Origin of the sequence: Microbacterium sp. APC 3901 (genome assembly GCF_030407765.1) — a bacterium.
In the GTDB taxonomy this organism is placed as follows: domain Bacteria; phylum Actinomycetota; class Actinomycetes; order Actinomycetales; family Microbacteriaceae; genus Microbacterium.
Map to the genome: position 1 here is coordinate 48676 of NZ_JASDCU010000018.1, position 14470 is coordinate 63145.

A 14470-nucleotide genomic window follows, 5' to 3' on the forward strand; every position below is an offset into this window, starting at 1 on the left:
TCTCGCGCACCACGGAGAGACACTGAGATCCATATCGGAATGGGAGGACAGCACCCATGATGACCGCACACGACGCCCCGGATGCGGGACACGGCCACGAAAGTCACGCCGGGCACGAAGGTCACGCCGGCCACGCGGACCACGCCGGGCACGCGGACCACGGGGGCCACGAAGGTCACGCCGGGCACGCGGAACACGTCGGCCAGTTCCGGCGCCTGTTCTGGATCAACATGCTGCTCGCCGTTCCGGTCGTGGCGTTCTCGCCGATGTTCGCGATGATCTTCGGCTACGAGGTCGCCGACGGGGCGAGGTTCATCTCTCCTGTGCTCGGCACGGTCATGTACGTATGGGGCGGATGGCCGTTCCTCACGGGTGCGCTCAGCGAGCTCAAGGCCCGCACGCCGGGGATGATGCTGCTGATCGCCCTCGCGATCACCGTCGCGTTCTTCGCCTCGTGGGGCGCGACCCTCGGCATCCTCGATCACGAGCTCGAGTTCTGGTGGGAGCTCGCGCTGCTCATCGTCATCATGCTGCTCGGGCACTGGATCGAGATGCGATCCCTCGCGCAGACGACCTCTGCACTCGACTCGCTCGCCGCGCTGCTGCCCGACGAAGCCGAACGGGTCGACGGCGACGAGATCGTCCGGGTCTCGCCCGCCGATCTCGTCGTCGGCGATGTCGTCGTCGTGCGCCCCGGAGCGAGCGTTCCGGCCGACGGTCGCATCATCGACGGGACCGCGGCGATGGATGAGTCGATGGTGACGGGCGAGTCCCGCCCCGTCACGCGGACGACAGGCGACACCGTGACCGCGGGAACGGTCGCGACCGACTCGGGCCTGCGCGTCGAGATCACCGCCACCGGCGACGACACCGCCCTCGCCGGCATCCGACGGCTGGTGGTCGACGCGCAGAGTTCGTCGTCCCGAGCGCAGCGCATCGCCGACAGGGCTGCCGCGCTGCTGTTCTGGTTCGCCCTGGTCTCGGCGGCGCTCACCGCGCTGGTGTGGACTCTCGTGGGGGATCCGGATGCCGCCGTCGTGCGCAGCATCACGGTGCTGGTCATCGCCTGCCCGCATGCGCTCGGCCTCGCTATTCCGCTGGTGGTGTCGATCGCGACGGAGCGCGCTGCCCGGGGCGGAGTGCTCGTCAAGGACCGCCTGGCGCTCGAGAGCATGCGCACCGTCGACGCCGTGCTGTTCGACAAGACGGGCACGCTGACCAAGGGTGCACCGACTGTCACCGCCGTCGAACCGGTCGGCGACATCGATGCCGATCGCCTGCTCGCGCTCGCCGCATCCGCAGAGGCCGACAGCGAGCATCCGCTGGCTCGCGCCATCGTGCGCGCGGCCGACGACAGAGGCCTGACGCTCTTGAAGGCTTCGGGCTTCATGTCATCTCCGGCCGTGGGAGTGACCGCCACGGTCGACGGCAGCGAGATCCGGGTGGGCGGGCCGAAGCTCCTCGACGAGGTGGCCGGCCGAGAGATCGCCGCCGCAGACGCATGGCGGGGCGAGGGCGCCATCATCCTGCACGTGACCGTCGACGGACAGGTCGTGGGTGGGCTGAAGCTCGCCGACGAGGTGCGCCCGGAGTCTCGCGAGGCAGTCGACGCCCTCCACCGCCTCGGTGTCGAAGTGGTCATGATCACCGGCGACGCCCAGGCGGTGGCCGAATCCGTGGCGGCCGAGCTCGGCATCGACAGGGTGTTCGCCGGGGTGCGCCCCGAAGACAAGTCCGCGAAGGTCACGGAGCTGCAGGCCGAGGGCAAGAAGGTCGCGATGGTCGGCGACGGCGTCAATGACGCCCCCGCACTCGCGCAGGCTGACGTCGGCATCGCGATCGGCGCCGGCACCGACGTGGCGATCGCCTCGGCCGGTGTGATCCTCGCGAGCTCCGACCCCCGATCGGTGATCTCCGTCATCGAGCTCTCCCGTGCCGCCTACCGCAAGATGAGGCAGAACCTCTGGTGGGCGGCCGGATACAACCTGATCTCGGTGCCGCTCGCCGCCGGCATACTGGCGCCCGTCGGATTCGTCCTGCCCATGTCGGTCGGGGCGGTTCTGATGTCGCTGTCGACGATCGTCGTCGCTCTGAACGCGCAGCTGCTGCGGCGCATCGATCTGTCTCCCGAGGCGAGCGTGCGGAGCGTCCTGGGGCGGTGAGACGCCGGTCGCAGAGAGGTCGTGAGATCTGTGCGTCAGCGGAGGCGGGGTGCGAGAATCGGATGCAATCCGAGATCGGTTCGGCGTCGAAAAGCTCTCGGACATCGAGCCCGTCAAAGGTGCGGACGCTCGCCTGGTCGAGAGGAAACCATGGGACTCGCGCAGACGCTGACACGGATCGAACTCGAGACGCGCCCGATCCATCCCGAGACGCGACGCGCTCTCGCCATCCGCTGGTCGGAGCTGCCCGAGCACGCGAAGACGCCGAACCAGCTGCTCGGTCGCTGTGCGGTCGGATGCGAGGGAACACACGGCGTCTTCCCCAAGTGCAACCTCACGTGCTCGCCCTGTTACCACTCGGCTGACGCCAACAAGGTGCGGATCGACGGCGACCATACGGTCGACAACGTCGCGCGTCAGATGTCGTACCTGCGTCAGATCCGTTCATAGTCACCACGATCCCTCATATGTCCGACATCGCAGGCTTCCCCTCGCCGCTCGCAAGAAAATGATGAGCAACCTCACGGCTCGGTGCCCCCGCCGTAAACGATCGTTGTGGCAGGAGCGGCTGGTCGTCGCTCGAGGGCCCGCCGCTATGGTTTGTCGAAACCTCCTAACGGCAGGGGAGTTTCGGTGTGTCTCGGGGCAAGTGAGCGTCTGTTTCTGAAGATGTCGTCCTCTCGTTTACTTGGCTATTGCCGCCAGGCCGCTGTCATCGAAGACCAAGATGTCACCGTCGTTCGTGGTCGCGAGCGCTTGCGCGGAGCCATGAGTGACGCCGGCTGGAACCCACTCGGCGTTGGATCCTGTGCTGGCCCAGATCTGTCCGCCGCGACCGACACCGACAAGCCGTTTGCTGTCAGGTGACACGGCGAGTAGATAGAGCGCAGGCGCCTCGTTCAGAGGTGTAAAAGTGGTGCCCTCATCAGTGCTGATTTGCACCCCGTCTGGGGTGGCGGCGATCAGTTGCCCTTCACTGTCGATGACGAGGCTGAACGCCAGAATTTCTCCGACCGCCGACCAGGTCTCACCGAGGTCGTCAGTGCGGAGGAGCTCCGCAGAGTCCGAGGCGATCCCGTAGAGGGTGTCGTTCTTCCCGGCGGCAAGCACGTGGAAGTCTTTCTCGTCGGTGAATGAGACAGGCGTCCAAGATCTGGCGCTGTCGTCGCTCCGGATGATTCCGAGGTTGGGGGAGCCGAGTTCTGGGGCCGTGGTCGGTCCGGGATGCCCGGACGCGAGGAGAGCATCACCGACAGTGATGAGGCCCATTGCGTCGAAGTCGGTCGTCTCGATACGCGAGCCGACCTCCCCATCCGGTGTGGCCTTGTAGATCCCGTCATGGGCACCCAGGAGGTATCCGTCCTCGGAGGGGTTAGGCACGATCGCGTGGACGTGGCTGATGGACGTGGCGTGGTCGTGCCCGGTGGTGGGCTCGGCGGGTGCCGTGCAGCCGGCCAGCACGATGCTGGCCGCCATCGTTGTGGAGAGCGTGAGCGCCGCTCGGTGTCGCTGTCGAAAAGTGGGCAACGTGAGCTTCTTGAGGGTTCGCATGATGGTGTGCGCAACAGATCACGAGATGGGGTGCGGGAGCCCCGCACCCCACCCAGGGATCACAGAGTTGCGAGGATCTCCTTCATGGTGGCGATCTCGTCGGTTTGCGTGTCGATGATCGTCTCAGCGAGTGCGATGGCGTCGCTGTTTTGACCGTTGTCGACTTCTTCTTGTGCCATGTCGACAGCGCCCTCGTGGTGCTGGATCATCTGCTCGAGGAACAGACGCCCTGCATCGGGACCGGTGGCATCTTCGAGGGCCTGCATGTCTTCTTCGGACATCATGCCGTCGCCATGGTCCATGCCACCCATGTTGCCCATGTCCGCGTCCCAGTCTTCGAGCCACTGATCCATCTTCTGGATCTCGGGCTCCTGAGCGGCCTTGATCTCTTCCGCGAGGGCGACGACGCGCTCATCGACACCGTCCTTGCTGAGCAGGAGATCGGACATCTCGATGGCCTGCTCGTGGTGCTCCTTCATCATGCGGGCGAACATGACGTCGTCGGTGTTCGCGTCGGCGGATGCGGAGGAGCCGCTGCCGTGGTCCATGCCGTCCATGCCGTTATCGGAGCCGGTCGTGACGACGCAGCCCGTGAGGGCGAGCAGGGCAGTGAGGGTGAGTGCGGCGATGGCCGCGGGTCGAATCTTCATGAGTGTTCTCCAAGGGTCGGTGATGAGGCCCGGCTATTGCCGGTGCCAGGGGTGCGTGCCCGCAGAGCGGGCTAGCGCGCCATCACGTGCGACTGATGCAGAGAACCGTGAGAGAAGGCGGTGGCGGAAGGGCGTGGGCACGGGCGGGCCAGCGTATGGTCGCGGCCGTAAGTATTGCGATCAGTGTCGCGTGCCGCCAGCCGAGCCCGATCCGCCCAAGCAGGATCGTGCCGACCAGGAGCGCGAGGACGCACGCCATCCACGTCATCGGGTCCCCGCCCCCACACGTCGCGCATCCCGCATCCGCTGTCGGTGAGTCCGGCACGGCGGCGGCTTCGGACGTGTCGTGGTGATGGGCAGATACATCGGCCTGCGTGCTGACAGCGACGGTGTCGTGGTGGCCGGCAGTTGTCGCGTGCGAGTTGAAGGAGTGCATCGCCAGCAGACCGGCGATGACCCCCACGGCGACCGCGAGAACGGCCAAGACGGTATGGGTGAGCGTGCGCGGTCCGCGCACCCGTTGTGCGACGTTGATCAGCGACATACCCACCTCCGTCTCCTCAGCCTACGTCCGTCACCCTGACCGTTTCTTGCTACTTACCCGCTACTGCGTCCGGGCGGAGATCCAGCCGGCGCAGCAGCTGCGCGTTGAGCGCGACGACGATGGTCGACAGGGACATCAGCACGGCCCCCACGGACATCGGGAGCACGAACCCGATGGGGGCGAGCACGCCGGCCGCGAGGGGGACGGAGAGCAGGTTGTAGCCGGCGGCCCACCAGAGGTTCTGCTTCATCTTCCGGTAGCTGGCCCGTGACAGTTCGATCACCGACAGGACAGACCGGGGGTCGTCGCTGGCGAGGATGACCCCGGCCGAGGCGATCGCGACGTCCGTTCCCGCGCCGATCGCGATACCGACGTCCGCTTGCGCGAGCGCGGGGGCGTCGTTCACACCGTCTCCGACCATCGCGACCTTGCGGCCCTCGCCCTGCAGTTCTTTCACCTTCGAGGCCTTGTCCTCCGGTCGCACTCCGGCGAAGTACCGGTCGATACCCAGCTCGCCCGCCACGGAGGCGGCCACCGCGTCGGCATCACCGGTGATCATGACGACTTGCACGCCCCGCTCGTGGAGGGCCTCGACGGCGTGACGCGACTCTGAGCGGATCTCATCCGCCAATCGCAGTGCGCCCGCGACCTGACCGTCGACGAGGACGTGGAGGATGATCGCACCCTCATTGCGCCACTCATCGGCAACCGCCAGCTCCTGGGCGTTCTCCTGCTCGAGCATGTACGGCCCACCGACCTGCACGATGTGCCCATCGACACGCGCACGGACCCCGACCGCCGGCGAGGACTCGAATTCGGACGAGGCAGGGACCGTGAGGTTCTTCTCTTTCGCCGCGTTGACGATCGCGCGAGCGAGCGGGTGCTCGGAGTCCGCTTCCGCGGCCGCAGCCCACGCCAGCAACTGGTCGGAATCGGTGCCGGACACGGGGTCGATCGCGGTAACGGCGGGGGTGCCCTTAGTGAGGGTGCCGGTCTTGTCGAACAAGACCGTGTCGACGGTACGCATGCTCTCCAACGCGAGACGATCCTTGATCAGCACACCCCCACGAGCCGCCCGCTCCGTCGCGATCGACACAACCAGTGGGATCGCCAAGCCGAGAGCGTGCGGGCAGGCGATCACGAGCACGGTGATCGTGCGGATCACCGCGGCGTCGGGCATGCCGACAACCGTCCACACGATCGCGGTGATCGCGGCAGCGCCGAGCGCGAACCAGAACAACCACCCCGCCGCCTTATCCGCGAGCCGTTGCGCCCGCGACGACGAACTCTGCGCCTCGGTCACCAGCTTCTGAATCCCCGCCAGAGCAGTGTCCTCACCGATCGCAGTGATCTCCACCCGCACACCAGAATCGGTCGCGACCGTGCCGGCGATCACCTGATCGCCGTCGCTACGGCGCACCGGCCGGGACTCGCCAGTGATCATCGACTCGTCCATGCTCGCCGAGCCCTGCACGATCCGCCCGTCCGCGGGGACCCGCCCGCCGGGGCGCACCACCACGACATCCCCCACCAGCAAGTCAGCAGGCGCGACAGTGGTTGTCGTGTCGCCCTTTACCTTCTCCGCCTCATCGGGCAGCAGAGCGGCAAGGGAATCCAGTGCCGAGGTGGTCTGCGCGAGAGAGCGCATCTCGATCCAGTGACCAAGCAGCATGATCACGATCAGCAGGGCCAGCTCCCACCAGAAATCCAACTCGTGGTGCAACAGGCCCAGACTCGCACCCCATGACGCGAGGAACGCCACCGTGATCGCGAGGGCGATCAGCAGCATCATCCCGGGCTTACGGGCGCGAAGCTCACTCACCGCGCCGGTGAGGAACGGGGCACCGCCCCACACATACATGACGGTTCCGAGAACCGGGGAGATCCACCCGACCCAGGCGGTGTCTGGCAGTGGGTATCCGAGCAGCATCGAGAACATCATCGAGAACCCGACAACCGGGACCGCGAGGATCAGCATGATCCAGAACAACCGCCGGAACTGGCGGACATGATCACCGTGGCCACCATGTCCGCCGTGACCACCATGGCCGCTATGTTCTGGCGAAGTGTCGTGATCGTGGCTCATCGCCGCGTGGTCATGCTCCGTTGTCGGCGCGCTGCCGTGGTTCTCGTGCGCGGCGTGATGGCTATGTTCGTCATGCTGGCTCATCGGAACTCCTTGCTCGGATGCGCCCGGTCGAGCCGGGTGCAGACAGTTAGCGACTCAGGCCTGGCTGGTCGCGAGGGTATAGCCGGCCTCTTCGACCGCAGCCCTCACAGCAGCAGGATCGACCGGTGCTGCGCTGTGGATGGTCACGCGGGAGATGCCGCCGGCGTTCAAGTCGACGTCGACGGACTCGACACCGTCCACAGCCGTCAGTTCGTCACTGACGCTCGACACGCAATGCGAGCACGTCATACCCGCAACCAAAACCTCTTCCGAGGAAGACGAGGCCGCAGTGGGTGTGGATGCCTCGGTGTTCGATGGAACGGCACAGCACGCGCAGCCAGCGTTCTCGTCCTTCAGGCCAAGTTCAATGCGATCAGTCATCGTGTGCTCCTTCAAGTAGACAGACGTGGCGGTTATGAACGGACCAGGCGCGCAATGGCTTCGTCAGCCTCGCGGACCTTCTCCGCCGCAACCTCGCCACCCTCCGCGCTGGCCTCGGCAACGCAATGACTCAGATGATCGCTCAGCAGCGACAACGCCACCGTTTCGAGCGCTCTCGTCGCCGCAGAAACCTGCGTGAGGATGTCGATGCAGTACTTGTCTTCGTCGACCATCCGTGCGATCCCTCGCACCTGACCCTCGACGCGACTCAACCGCTTACGCAGATCAGCCTTGTTGTCGGTGTACCCGTTCATGATTAAAACATACCCCCTGGGGGTATCCAACTCAAGGCCAGTCGTGTGCATTCCCGCGTGACTGGTAGCTCTAGCGGTGCGAGTCCGACGAGAACTCGTGCGCCTGCCGTAAACGATCGCGGGCTCGGGCTGAACAACGTCTTCGTGTTCCACAAGGGAACTGATATCCCGAAGGACTCACCGGGACAGACCGTCATCAGTGAAGCGCAGTCGATCTACGTTTTCCGGCAGGACCGGAAAGACGACGCCGATTGGGCCGTGCGCACGTTCGGTTTCGATCCCAGCACCGCTGAGGTCTTACAGACGCTCCAGCCCGGTCACTTCGTCTTCAAGTACGGATCTGTGCCCGAGACGCACGTGCAGCACGTCCGCTCCGACATCGAGGTCACCCTGACCGACACCGACGAGGGGATGCGCGGCGACGCCCGCAAGGTGCAGTAATGAAGTCGTTCGGCCTGGCGGTGCTCGGCGGCATCCTTGCCGTCGCTCTCGGCGTGACCTTCCTGTTGGCATCGGTGCAGCGCAGCGACGCATCGACATGCCTCGCGGACCCGTCGAACTACCCCGCTGAGGGCATCAACGGCTACAAGGGCGACCAGCTCGCCAACGCGGCCGCGATCATCGGAGCAGCCCAGCAGCTCTCGCTCGGCGAAGACGCGCAGATCATCGGCGTCATGACGGCGATGGGCGAGAGCAGCCTCAAAAACATCACCTACGGCGACTGGGAGACGAGCGGCAACACAAACCCGGACGGCTCGGCTACCAGCAGCATCGGCCTGTTCCAACAGCAAGATTGGTGGGGGAGCGTTGAAGACCGCATGGACCCCACCAAGTCCGCAACGCTGTTCTTCGGCCGCCTCGTCGCCGTCGACGGCTGGCAGGACATGGAGCCCTCACACGCGATCTGGCGCGTACAGATCAACTCCGACAAGAACCACTACGCGACGTACGACACCGACGCTACGGCGATCGTGGAGGCTCTCAGCGGCCCGTGCGGAGGTTCGGGGGAGTGGATCGTGCCGGCCCGCGGCACCGTCACCGGTGTGTTCGGAGACAGCCGAGGCGATCACGCGCACATGGGAACCGACCTCGCGGACGGCACCTGCGACGGCCCGATCTGGGCCGCATCCGCAGGCGTCATCGACAACACCGGGGAGAACAAGGGCGGCGGCGGGTACATCTGGATCAAGCACGCCGACGGCGTGATGACCGGATACTTCCACATGAAGCCGATCAACTTCATGGTGGTCGAGGGGCAGGCCGTGCAGGCCGGCGACCAAATCGGGAAGGTCGGCAACGAGGGCAATTCGTACGGCTGCCACCTGCACTACGAAGTGAAGGTGAACGGCGAGTACGTGAACCCGCAGACCTTCATGGAGGGCGTCGGCGTCCCCCTGCCGCGCTAGCACGATGCCCCCAGAACTACTCAGCTATCTGGCCGGCATCATCACGGCCGTAGCCGGCGTGGGGCTCATCGGCCTGTTGCGGCGCTCCCGCCGAGCTGCACGAGCCCGCACACGCGAGCAGCAGCGTCGACAGGCTGCCAGAGCCCGACACGACCGCCACGAGGCACAGAAGGCCCGCGTGCGGTTCATACCAACCGAAAAGCTCGAGGACGATTCATGAGCGACGACAACGACGTCTGGGCCGTCGACGACTGGGTGCCGGCAGATGTGAAACGCCGCAGCACCCGCGCTCTCGCCACAGTGCTGACGCTGACTATCATCGGCGGCGGGCTCTACCTCGCCGGCATCGTGACGATCCGGTCAGCTCTCGGGTGGCCGCTGTTCGTGAGCGGGCTGCTGGTGCTGCTCGCCGTCATCGTCCTCGTGACCGCAGCAAACCCATATCGGAGGGTCAGCGGCGACGCGGAACTACCCCGACACATCTTCCACCTCTCGCCCGAGCGATGGGACGAAGGAGCCACCGTCACGCTCGCAGTGCAACGGTGCCGCAAGAAGCAGTTCATCGCTGAGAACCGCTGGGGCAAGCGATCCCGGCTCGTCTACTTCTTCCCGCAGCGCCCGACGCGCCAGCAAGCGCTAGGGCAGACGCTCTCCGGTCGACGACGCCCCCGATATCTTTACGAGCTTGAAGTGCTGTCACCCTTCGACGCGGTGTACGAGCGCGTAGCCGCCAGAGCCACCACGGAGGACCTCACCGCGCGCGTGGTGCGCAGACAGCCCGCGCCCGCGTGGTCGCGGCGCCGTCTTTGACACGTAGGTGTCAATTGACTCTCACGACAGCGCCCCAAATCCTGCATCGAAGGGCTTGGGGTTGCGCTCCCCAGGTTCGCGGTCGACGCTGCCGACGGCGTCCAGTGCCTCGCCGAGTCGGGTGCGGTCCTCGCCACGGAGTGTGATGAGCCGCCACGTCGGCATTCGCGAACCATCCGAAGAACCTGTCGGCGCCGGCCGCGTCGAGAAAGATGTTGGCCCCGGGCCGAACTGGTTCGCAGTTCGCCCTTGGGTATGGTCCTCCCTTGGACGTCCTTGGAGGCGATCGAGCACAGGCACCGCCCCAGCGCGAACGCCGCCAGCCCGACCAGGATCACGACCCCGGCGACCAGGCCCTGCCCGAGCGCGGCGGTTCCGGCGATCACTCCCGCCGAAGCGGCCTGCACCAGAGCGCCGGAGATGAACACCCACTTGCGGAACCGCACACGGACGATGAGTGGCGTGAGGAACGCCTGCGGGAGCATCGAGAGCGACTCGCGGATCGGCACCAGTAGGCCCGTCAGCGCCACGGGAACGCCGAGGGCGTTGAACAGCCACGGCAGCACGGTCGAGGCGTTGACGATCTGATCGCCCGAGGACTGGAGCGCGTTGGCGGCCACCAGTCGAAGTCCATTGGGCGCGAGATTGCGTCGCACCTCAGGATCGAGCTCCTGCTCGGCCCGCTTGTCCCGGTGCAACACCGCCGAGTAGATCCGCTCCCCAGCGCTCATACCCGGGAATCTAGACCGCGCCCGCGACATCCGCGAGACCTCTGTTCGACGCTCGCGTCTGCGCGCGGAACTCCATCCGTTATGCCCGTGTGCGCATAGTCCCACGACACGTCGGGCGGGCTGGTAGCGTGTAGCGCATGGCCGCCGCGCAGCGCATGCCTCTGACGCCGTTCGTCGACGTTCTGCCGTTGCCCGAGCGCCTGCTCGCGCGCGATCACAACGGCCGTCTGACTGTGCGGATCCGTACCGGCTCACACAGCTTCCATCGCGATCTGCCCCGGTCGCGTGTGTGGGGCTACGACGGCACGCTCCCAGGCCCGACGATCGAGGCTGAGCGCGGCCACCCGGTCCGCGTCGAGTGGCGCAACGAGCTTGACGGCGGGCTGCCCGTCATCGTAACGATGGCCGGCGACGAGGTCGACGCCGACGGTGTGCCTGTGCAGTGCAGTCCCGGTCTGAGCGGCGGCACGCCGGACCCGCACGCCGCGGCGCTGACGGGACACTCGGTCGTGCACCTGCACGGTGGCCTGACACCGGCCGTGTACGACGGCTGGACCGAGAACCTCTTCGCACCCGGCCAGCTCGCCGTATTTGACTACCCGATGGACCAACGCGCGACGCTGCTCTGGTACCACGACCACGTGATGGGCGTCACTCGGTTCGACGTATACGCCGGGCTGGCGGGACTGTGGATCATCCGCGACCAGCGCGAACGTGACCTCGGGCTGCCCGAGGGACCACCGTACGAGGTGCCGCTGCTGCTGCAGGACCGTAACTTCGGACTCGACGAGGGCGGTCGGCTGACCGGCCAGCTGGTGCACAAGACCGACCCTGGGGTGATGGAGGCCTTCGCGCCGTTCACGGTCGTCAACGGCAAAGTCTGGCCTATCCTCGACGTCCAGCCCGCCACGTACCGCTTCCGCGTGCTCAACGGCTCCAACGCCCGCACCTTCCGGCTCGTGCTGCTGCGAGACGGCGTGCCCGAATTCGATCGCATCACTCAGATCGGCACCGACTCGGGCCTACTCCGCGAGCCCGTCGCGCTGCCACCCGACGGGCTGGTCCTCGCCTCAGCCGAGCGCGCCGACCTGCTCGTCGACTTCTCGGACCTTCAACCGGGCACCGAGCTCACGCTCTACAACACCGCCGGCGCTCCGTTCGATGGCGCGCCCTTTCCCGCCGCTGATGCCGCCGATGCCGCGGATCTCGACGCGCTGCTGCCGTACCCCCAGGTCATGCGTTTCCGTGTCGTCCCGGGCCCGGTCGCGCACCGTCCGGTGCCCCGCGAACTGGCGACCGACTTCGCCCTGCCAAAACCCGAGGAGCTGGACGCGGCGCCGCGGCGTGCCATCGCGCTTGTCGAGCGCGAGTTCGAGGACGTACCCAACATGCTGACCATGCGTGAGCTCGCCGTTGTCGACGACGAGGACGAGACGACCGGTCCGCTGATCACCCTCACCGACGGCGACCACACGACGCGCTACCGCGCGGTTGCCGCCCACTTCGAGGACACCGCCACGTTCTTCCCGATGCTCGGCCAGTACGAGATCTGGCAGCTCATCAACCTCACCGATGACACGCACCCCATCCACATCCACCTCGATCCCTTCCAGGTCCTCGCGCGCCGGCCCATCGGCTGGGAGATCCCCGACGACGGCATCGGCGATCTCGACCTCAGCGCGCGGATCACTCTCGGTCGCGACCCCGACGACGAGCTCGACCACGTCATCGACGCCAACGAGCGCGGGCTCAAAGACACAGTCCGCGTCAACCCCCACGAAATCGTCGAGATCGCCGTCCGGTTCCACGCCTACAGCGGCCGCTACATGTACCACTGCCACATCCTCGAGCACGAGGATCGCGATATGATGCGGCCCTTTGTGACCATGCCTCCCGAACTCATGCCGTTCATGGCGTGACCCTGGCACGTCAGGAGCGCCAGGGAATACAATCGATTCGCCATGTTGAAGTGGGAGACGGGCAGCCACTTCTGCTGGCCCTGCACTGTACGACGCGCCAGGCCCGCGAACATCGAATCTGCTGGGCGCCCGTTCGCGTTTGAGAAGGAGTACGAGAATGGCTATTCAGGATAAGGTCGCATTGGTCACCGGAGCCGGGCAGGGGATCGGGCGCGGCATCGCGCTTCGTCTCGCCGCCGACGGTTTTGACATCGCCGTCGCGGACATCGAGCCGCAGCGCGAGAAGGGTGATTCGGTCGTCGCCGAGATCGAGCAGCTGGGCCGAAAAGCGGTCTTCGTCGCTGCGGACGTGTCGAAGCGCGACCAGGTCGTTGCCGCTGTCGACGCAGCCGCCGAACAGCTCGGCGGGTTCGATGTGATCGTCAACAACGCCGGCATCGCCCAGATCAAGCCCGTACTCGAGATCACCGCCGAAGAGCTCGATCAGATCTTCCGGATCAACGTCGACAGCGTGGTCTGGGGCATCCAGGCGGCCGCAGCGAAGTTCGAACAGCTCGGTCACGGTGGAAAGATCATCTCCGCGGCATCCATCGCGTCGATCCAGGGGTTCCCCATCCTCAGCGCGTATTCGGCCTCGAAGTTCGCCGTTCGCGGCTTCACCCAGGCGGCCGCGCAGGAGCTCGCTCCGAAGGGCATCACGGTGAACGCTTACGCGCCCGGCATCGTCGGCACCGGCATGTGGGAACTCATCGACGCCGAGCTCAGCAAGATCAACGGCAAGCCACTCGGCCAGAACCTCAAGGAAAACGTGGAGGGCATCGCGCTCGGCCGCATCGAGACCCCCGAGGACGTCGCGAAGGTCGTGTCGTTCTTCGCCGGCCCCGACTCGGACTACGTCACCGGCCAGGTGCTTCTCGTCGACGGCGGCATGCTTTACAACTGAGTCATCACTGACCGTCTCACCACCCGCCGCGCGTCGGCGTGTGACCCTCCCGGGCGCCCTCCGGTATCGGCAGCTCAGCCCGCAGACCGAGCAGTCGGAAAGGCCTCGTGAAGATCAGACGAAGTCACGACCGGATCGTACTCACCTGCCCCTCGACGCGACCTGCGTCGGGGGGCTTTTTCGCGCCCACAAATCGGCGCCCAGTGGTGCAGCCACCTCGATACGCCTGTACTGAATTACGTATCGAACGCGTCAGCCGCAACCTCCGCGAGCTCGAGGTCAGGGCGCGCACGCACGTCCGGCGGGTTCTGCCTGCCGGGACGCTCACCGCGCGTCGAGGGCTCCCGGCGAATGTGGTGTTCGCAGCCGCCTTGTCCATGGCGTTCTTCACCGCAGACCTGTTCATTCCGCTCGCCCTTACCAGCGTGCGAGGGATCAGCGCTACACTCGCCGGGATCGTCCTGACCGCAGGCATCATCGGGTGGACCGCCGGCGCCTATGCCCCCGCCCGGCTCCTGAAGTGGGGCATGACCAAGGGGGGCATCGCGCGCCTCGGAGCGATTCTCGTCATCGCGGGTTTGACGGTGATCGGTGCCGTGATCCTCACCACCGTCCCCGTCCCCGTCGCCGCCGTGGGCTGGATCATCGCCGGGCTCGGCGCCGGTCTCGGTTTCACGATCAACTCCATCGCCGTCCGCGATGATGCCGCTGGCACGGTCGGGCGCGCCTCATCGCAGATGGAGCTCGGCAACCAGGCCGGCATCGCCATCGGCACCGGGCTCGCCGGTGCCCTGGTCGCCACCATGGGCGCCACTGCAGCCGGACTAAGCGGCGTCCTCGTCGTCGCTGGGGCCGGCGTCGTACTCGCTCTCCTCGCCCCCACGAGGTT

Annotated in this window: 13 protein-coding genes and 1 pseudogene; 8 read left to right on the forward strand and 6 right to left on the reverse strand. The window is 66.4% G+C overall.

From position 1 onward, the window contains the following. Positions 1-56: 56 nt before the first annotated feature. Both QMA07_RS15245 and QMA07_RS15250 read left to right on the forward strand, forming a co-directional pair. Positions 57-2162, forward strand: coding sequence for a heavy metal translocating P-type ATPase (locus QMA07_RS15245; protein WP_290163351.1), 2106 nt, complete (start codon positions 57-59; stop codon positions 2160-2162). A 150-nt stretch (positions 2163-2312) separates the two neighbouring features. Next, positions 2313-2612, forward strand: coding sequence for a hypothetical protein (locus tag QMA07_RS15250; protein WP_290163353.1), 300 nt, complete (start codon positions 2313-2315; stop codon positions 2610-2612). Between the two features lie 234 nt (positions 2613-2846). Here QMA07_RS15250 and QMA07_RS15255 read toward each other — a convergent pair whose 3' ends face one another. The 6 genes from QMA07_RS15255 to QMA07_RS15280 form a co-directional block, all read right to left on the reverse strand. Next, entirely contained in the window at positions 2847-3713 is an 867-nt protein-coding gene (locus QMA07_RS15255) for a sialidase family protein (RefSeq protein WP_290163355.1), read from the reverse strand. Positions 3714-3772: 59 nt separating this feature from the next. Then, positions 3773-4363 carry a DUF305 domain-containing protein gene (locus QMA07_RS15260; RefSeq protein ID WP_056279253.1) on the reverse strand — a complete coding sequence of 197 codons (591 nt, stop codon included), beginning with the start codon at positions 4361-4363 and terminating at the stop codon, positions 3773-3775. Positions 4364-4445: 82 nt separating this feature from the next. Further along, positions 4446-4907 (reverse strand): DUF6153 family protein, encoded by a 462-nt coding sequence (locus QMA07_RS15265; RefSeq protein ID WP_275093821.1) that lies wholly within the window; start codon positions 4905-4907, stop codon positions 4446-4448. A gap of 49 nt (positions 4908-4956) precedes the next feature. Continuing rightward, a complete protein-coding gene (locus QMA07_RS15270) occupies positions 4957-7077 on the reverse strand; it encodes a heavy metal translocating P-type ATPase (protein WP_290163360.1) in 2121 nt (706 codons plus the stop codon). Between the two features lie 54 nt (positions 7078-7131). Then, positions 7132-7458, reverse strand: a complete 327-nt coding sequence (locus QMA07_RS15275) for a cation transporter (RefSeq protein ID WP_129172371.1) — start codon at positions 7456-7458, stop codon at positions 7132-7134. Between the two features lie 32 nt (positions 7459-7490). Further along, positions 7491-7772 (reverse strand): metal-sensitive transcriptional regulator, encoded by a 282-nt coding sequence (locus tag QMA07_RS15280; RefSeq protein ID WP_290163366.1) that lies wholly within the window; start codon positions 7770-7772, stop codon positions 7491-7493. Between the two features lie 258 nt (positions 7773-8030). Between QMA07_RS15280 and QMA07_RS15285 the strand changes: the two genes are divergently transcribed. The 6 genes and pseudogenes from QMA07_RS15285 to QMA07_RS15310 all read left to right on the forward strand — a co-directional run. Further along, a complete protein-coding gene (locus QMA07_RS15285) occupies positions 8031-8213 on the forward strand; it encodes a hypothetical protein (RefSeq protein WP_290163369.1) in 183 nt (60 codons plus the stop codon). Beyond that, positions 8213-9178: a M23 family metallopeptidase gene (locus QMA07_RS15290; protein WP_290163372.1), complete on the forward strand. Its 966-nt coding sequence runs from the start codon at positions 8213-8215 to the stop codon at positions 9176-9178. The genes QMA07_RS15285 and QMA07_RS15290 overlap by 1 nt, the downstream gene beginning before the upstream one ends. Positions 9179-9394: 216 nt before the next feature. Further along, complete coding sequence (locus QMA07_RS15295) at positions 9395-9988, forward strand: hypothetical protein (protein WP_153244270.1); 594 nt, start codon at positions 9395-9397, stop codon at positions 9986-9988. Positions 9989-10856: 868 nt separating this feature from the next. Next, the gene (locus tag QMA07_RS15300; RefSeq protein WP_054682937.1) at positions 10857-12638 is read left to right on the forward strand and encodes a multicopper oxidase domain-containing protein; all 1782 of its coding nucleotides are present in this window, start codon (positions 10857-10859) and stop codon (positions 12636-12638) included. Between the two features lie 157 nt (positions 12639-12795). Continuing rightward, positions 12796-13581 (forward strand): acetoin reductase, encoded by a 786-nt coding sequence (locus QMA07_RS15305; RefSeq protein WP_025104939.1) that lies wholly within the window; start codon positions 12796-12798, stop codon positions 13579-13581. Between the two features lie 377 nt (positions 13582-13958). Beyond that, positions 13959-14470, forward strand: a pseudogene (locus tag QMA07_RS15310) (hypothetical protein); the annotation flags it as partial.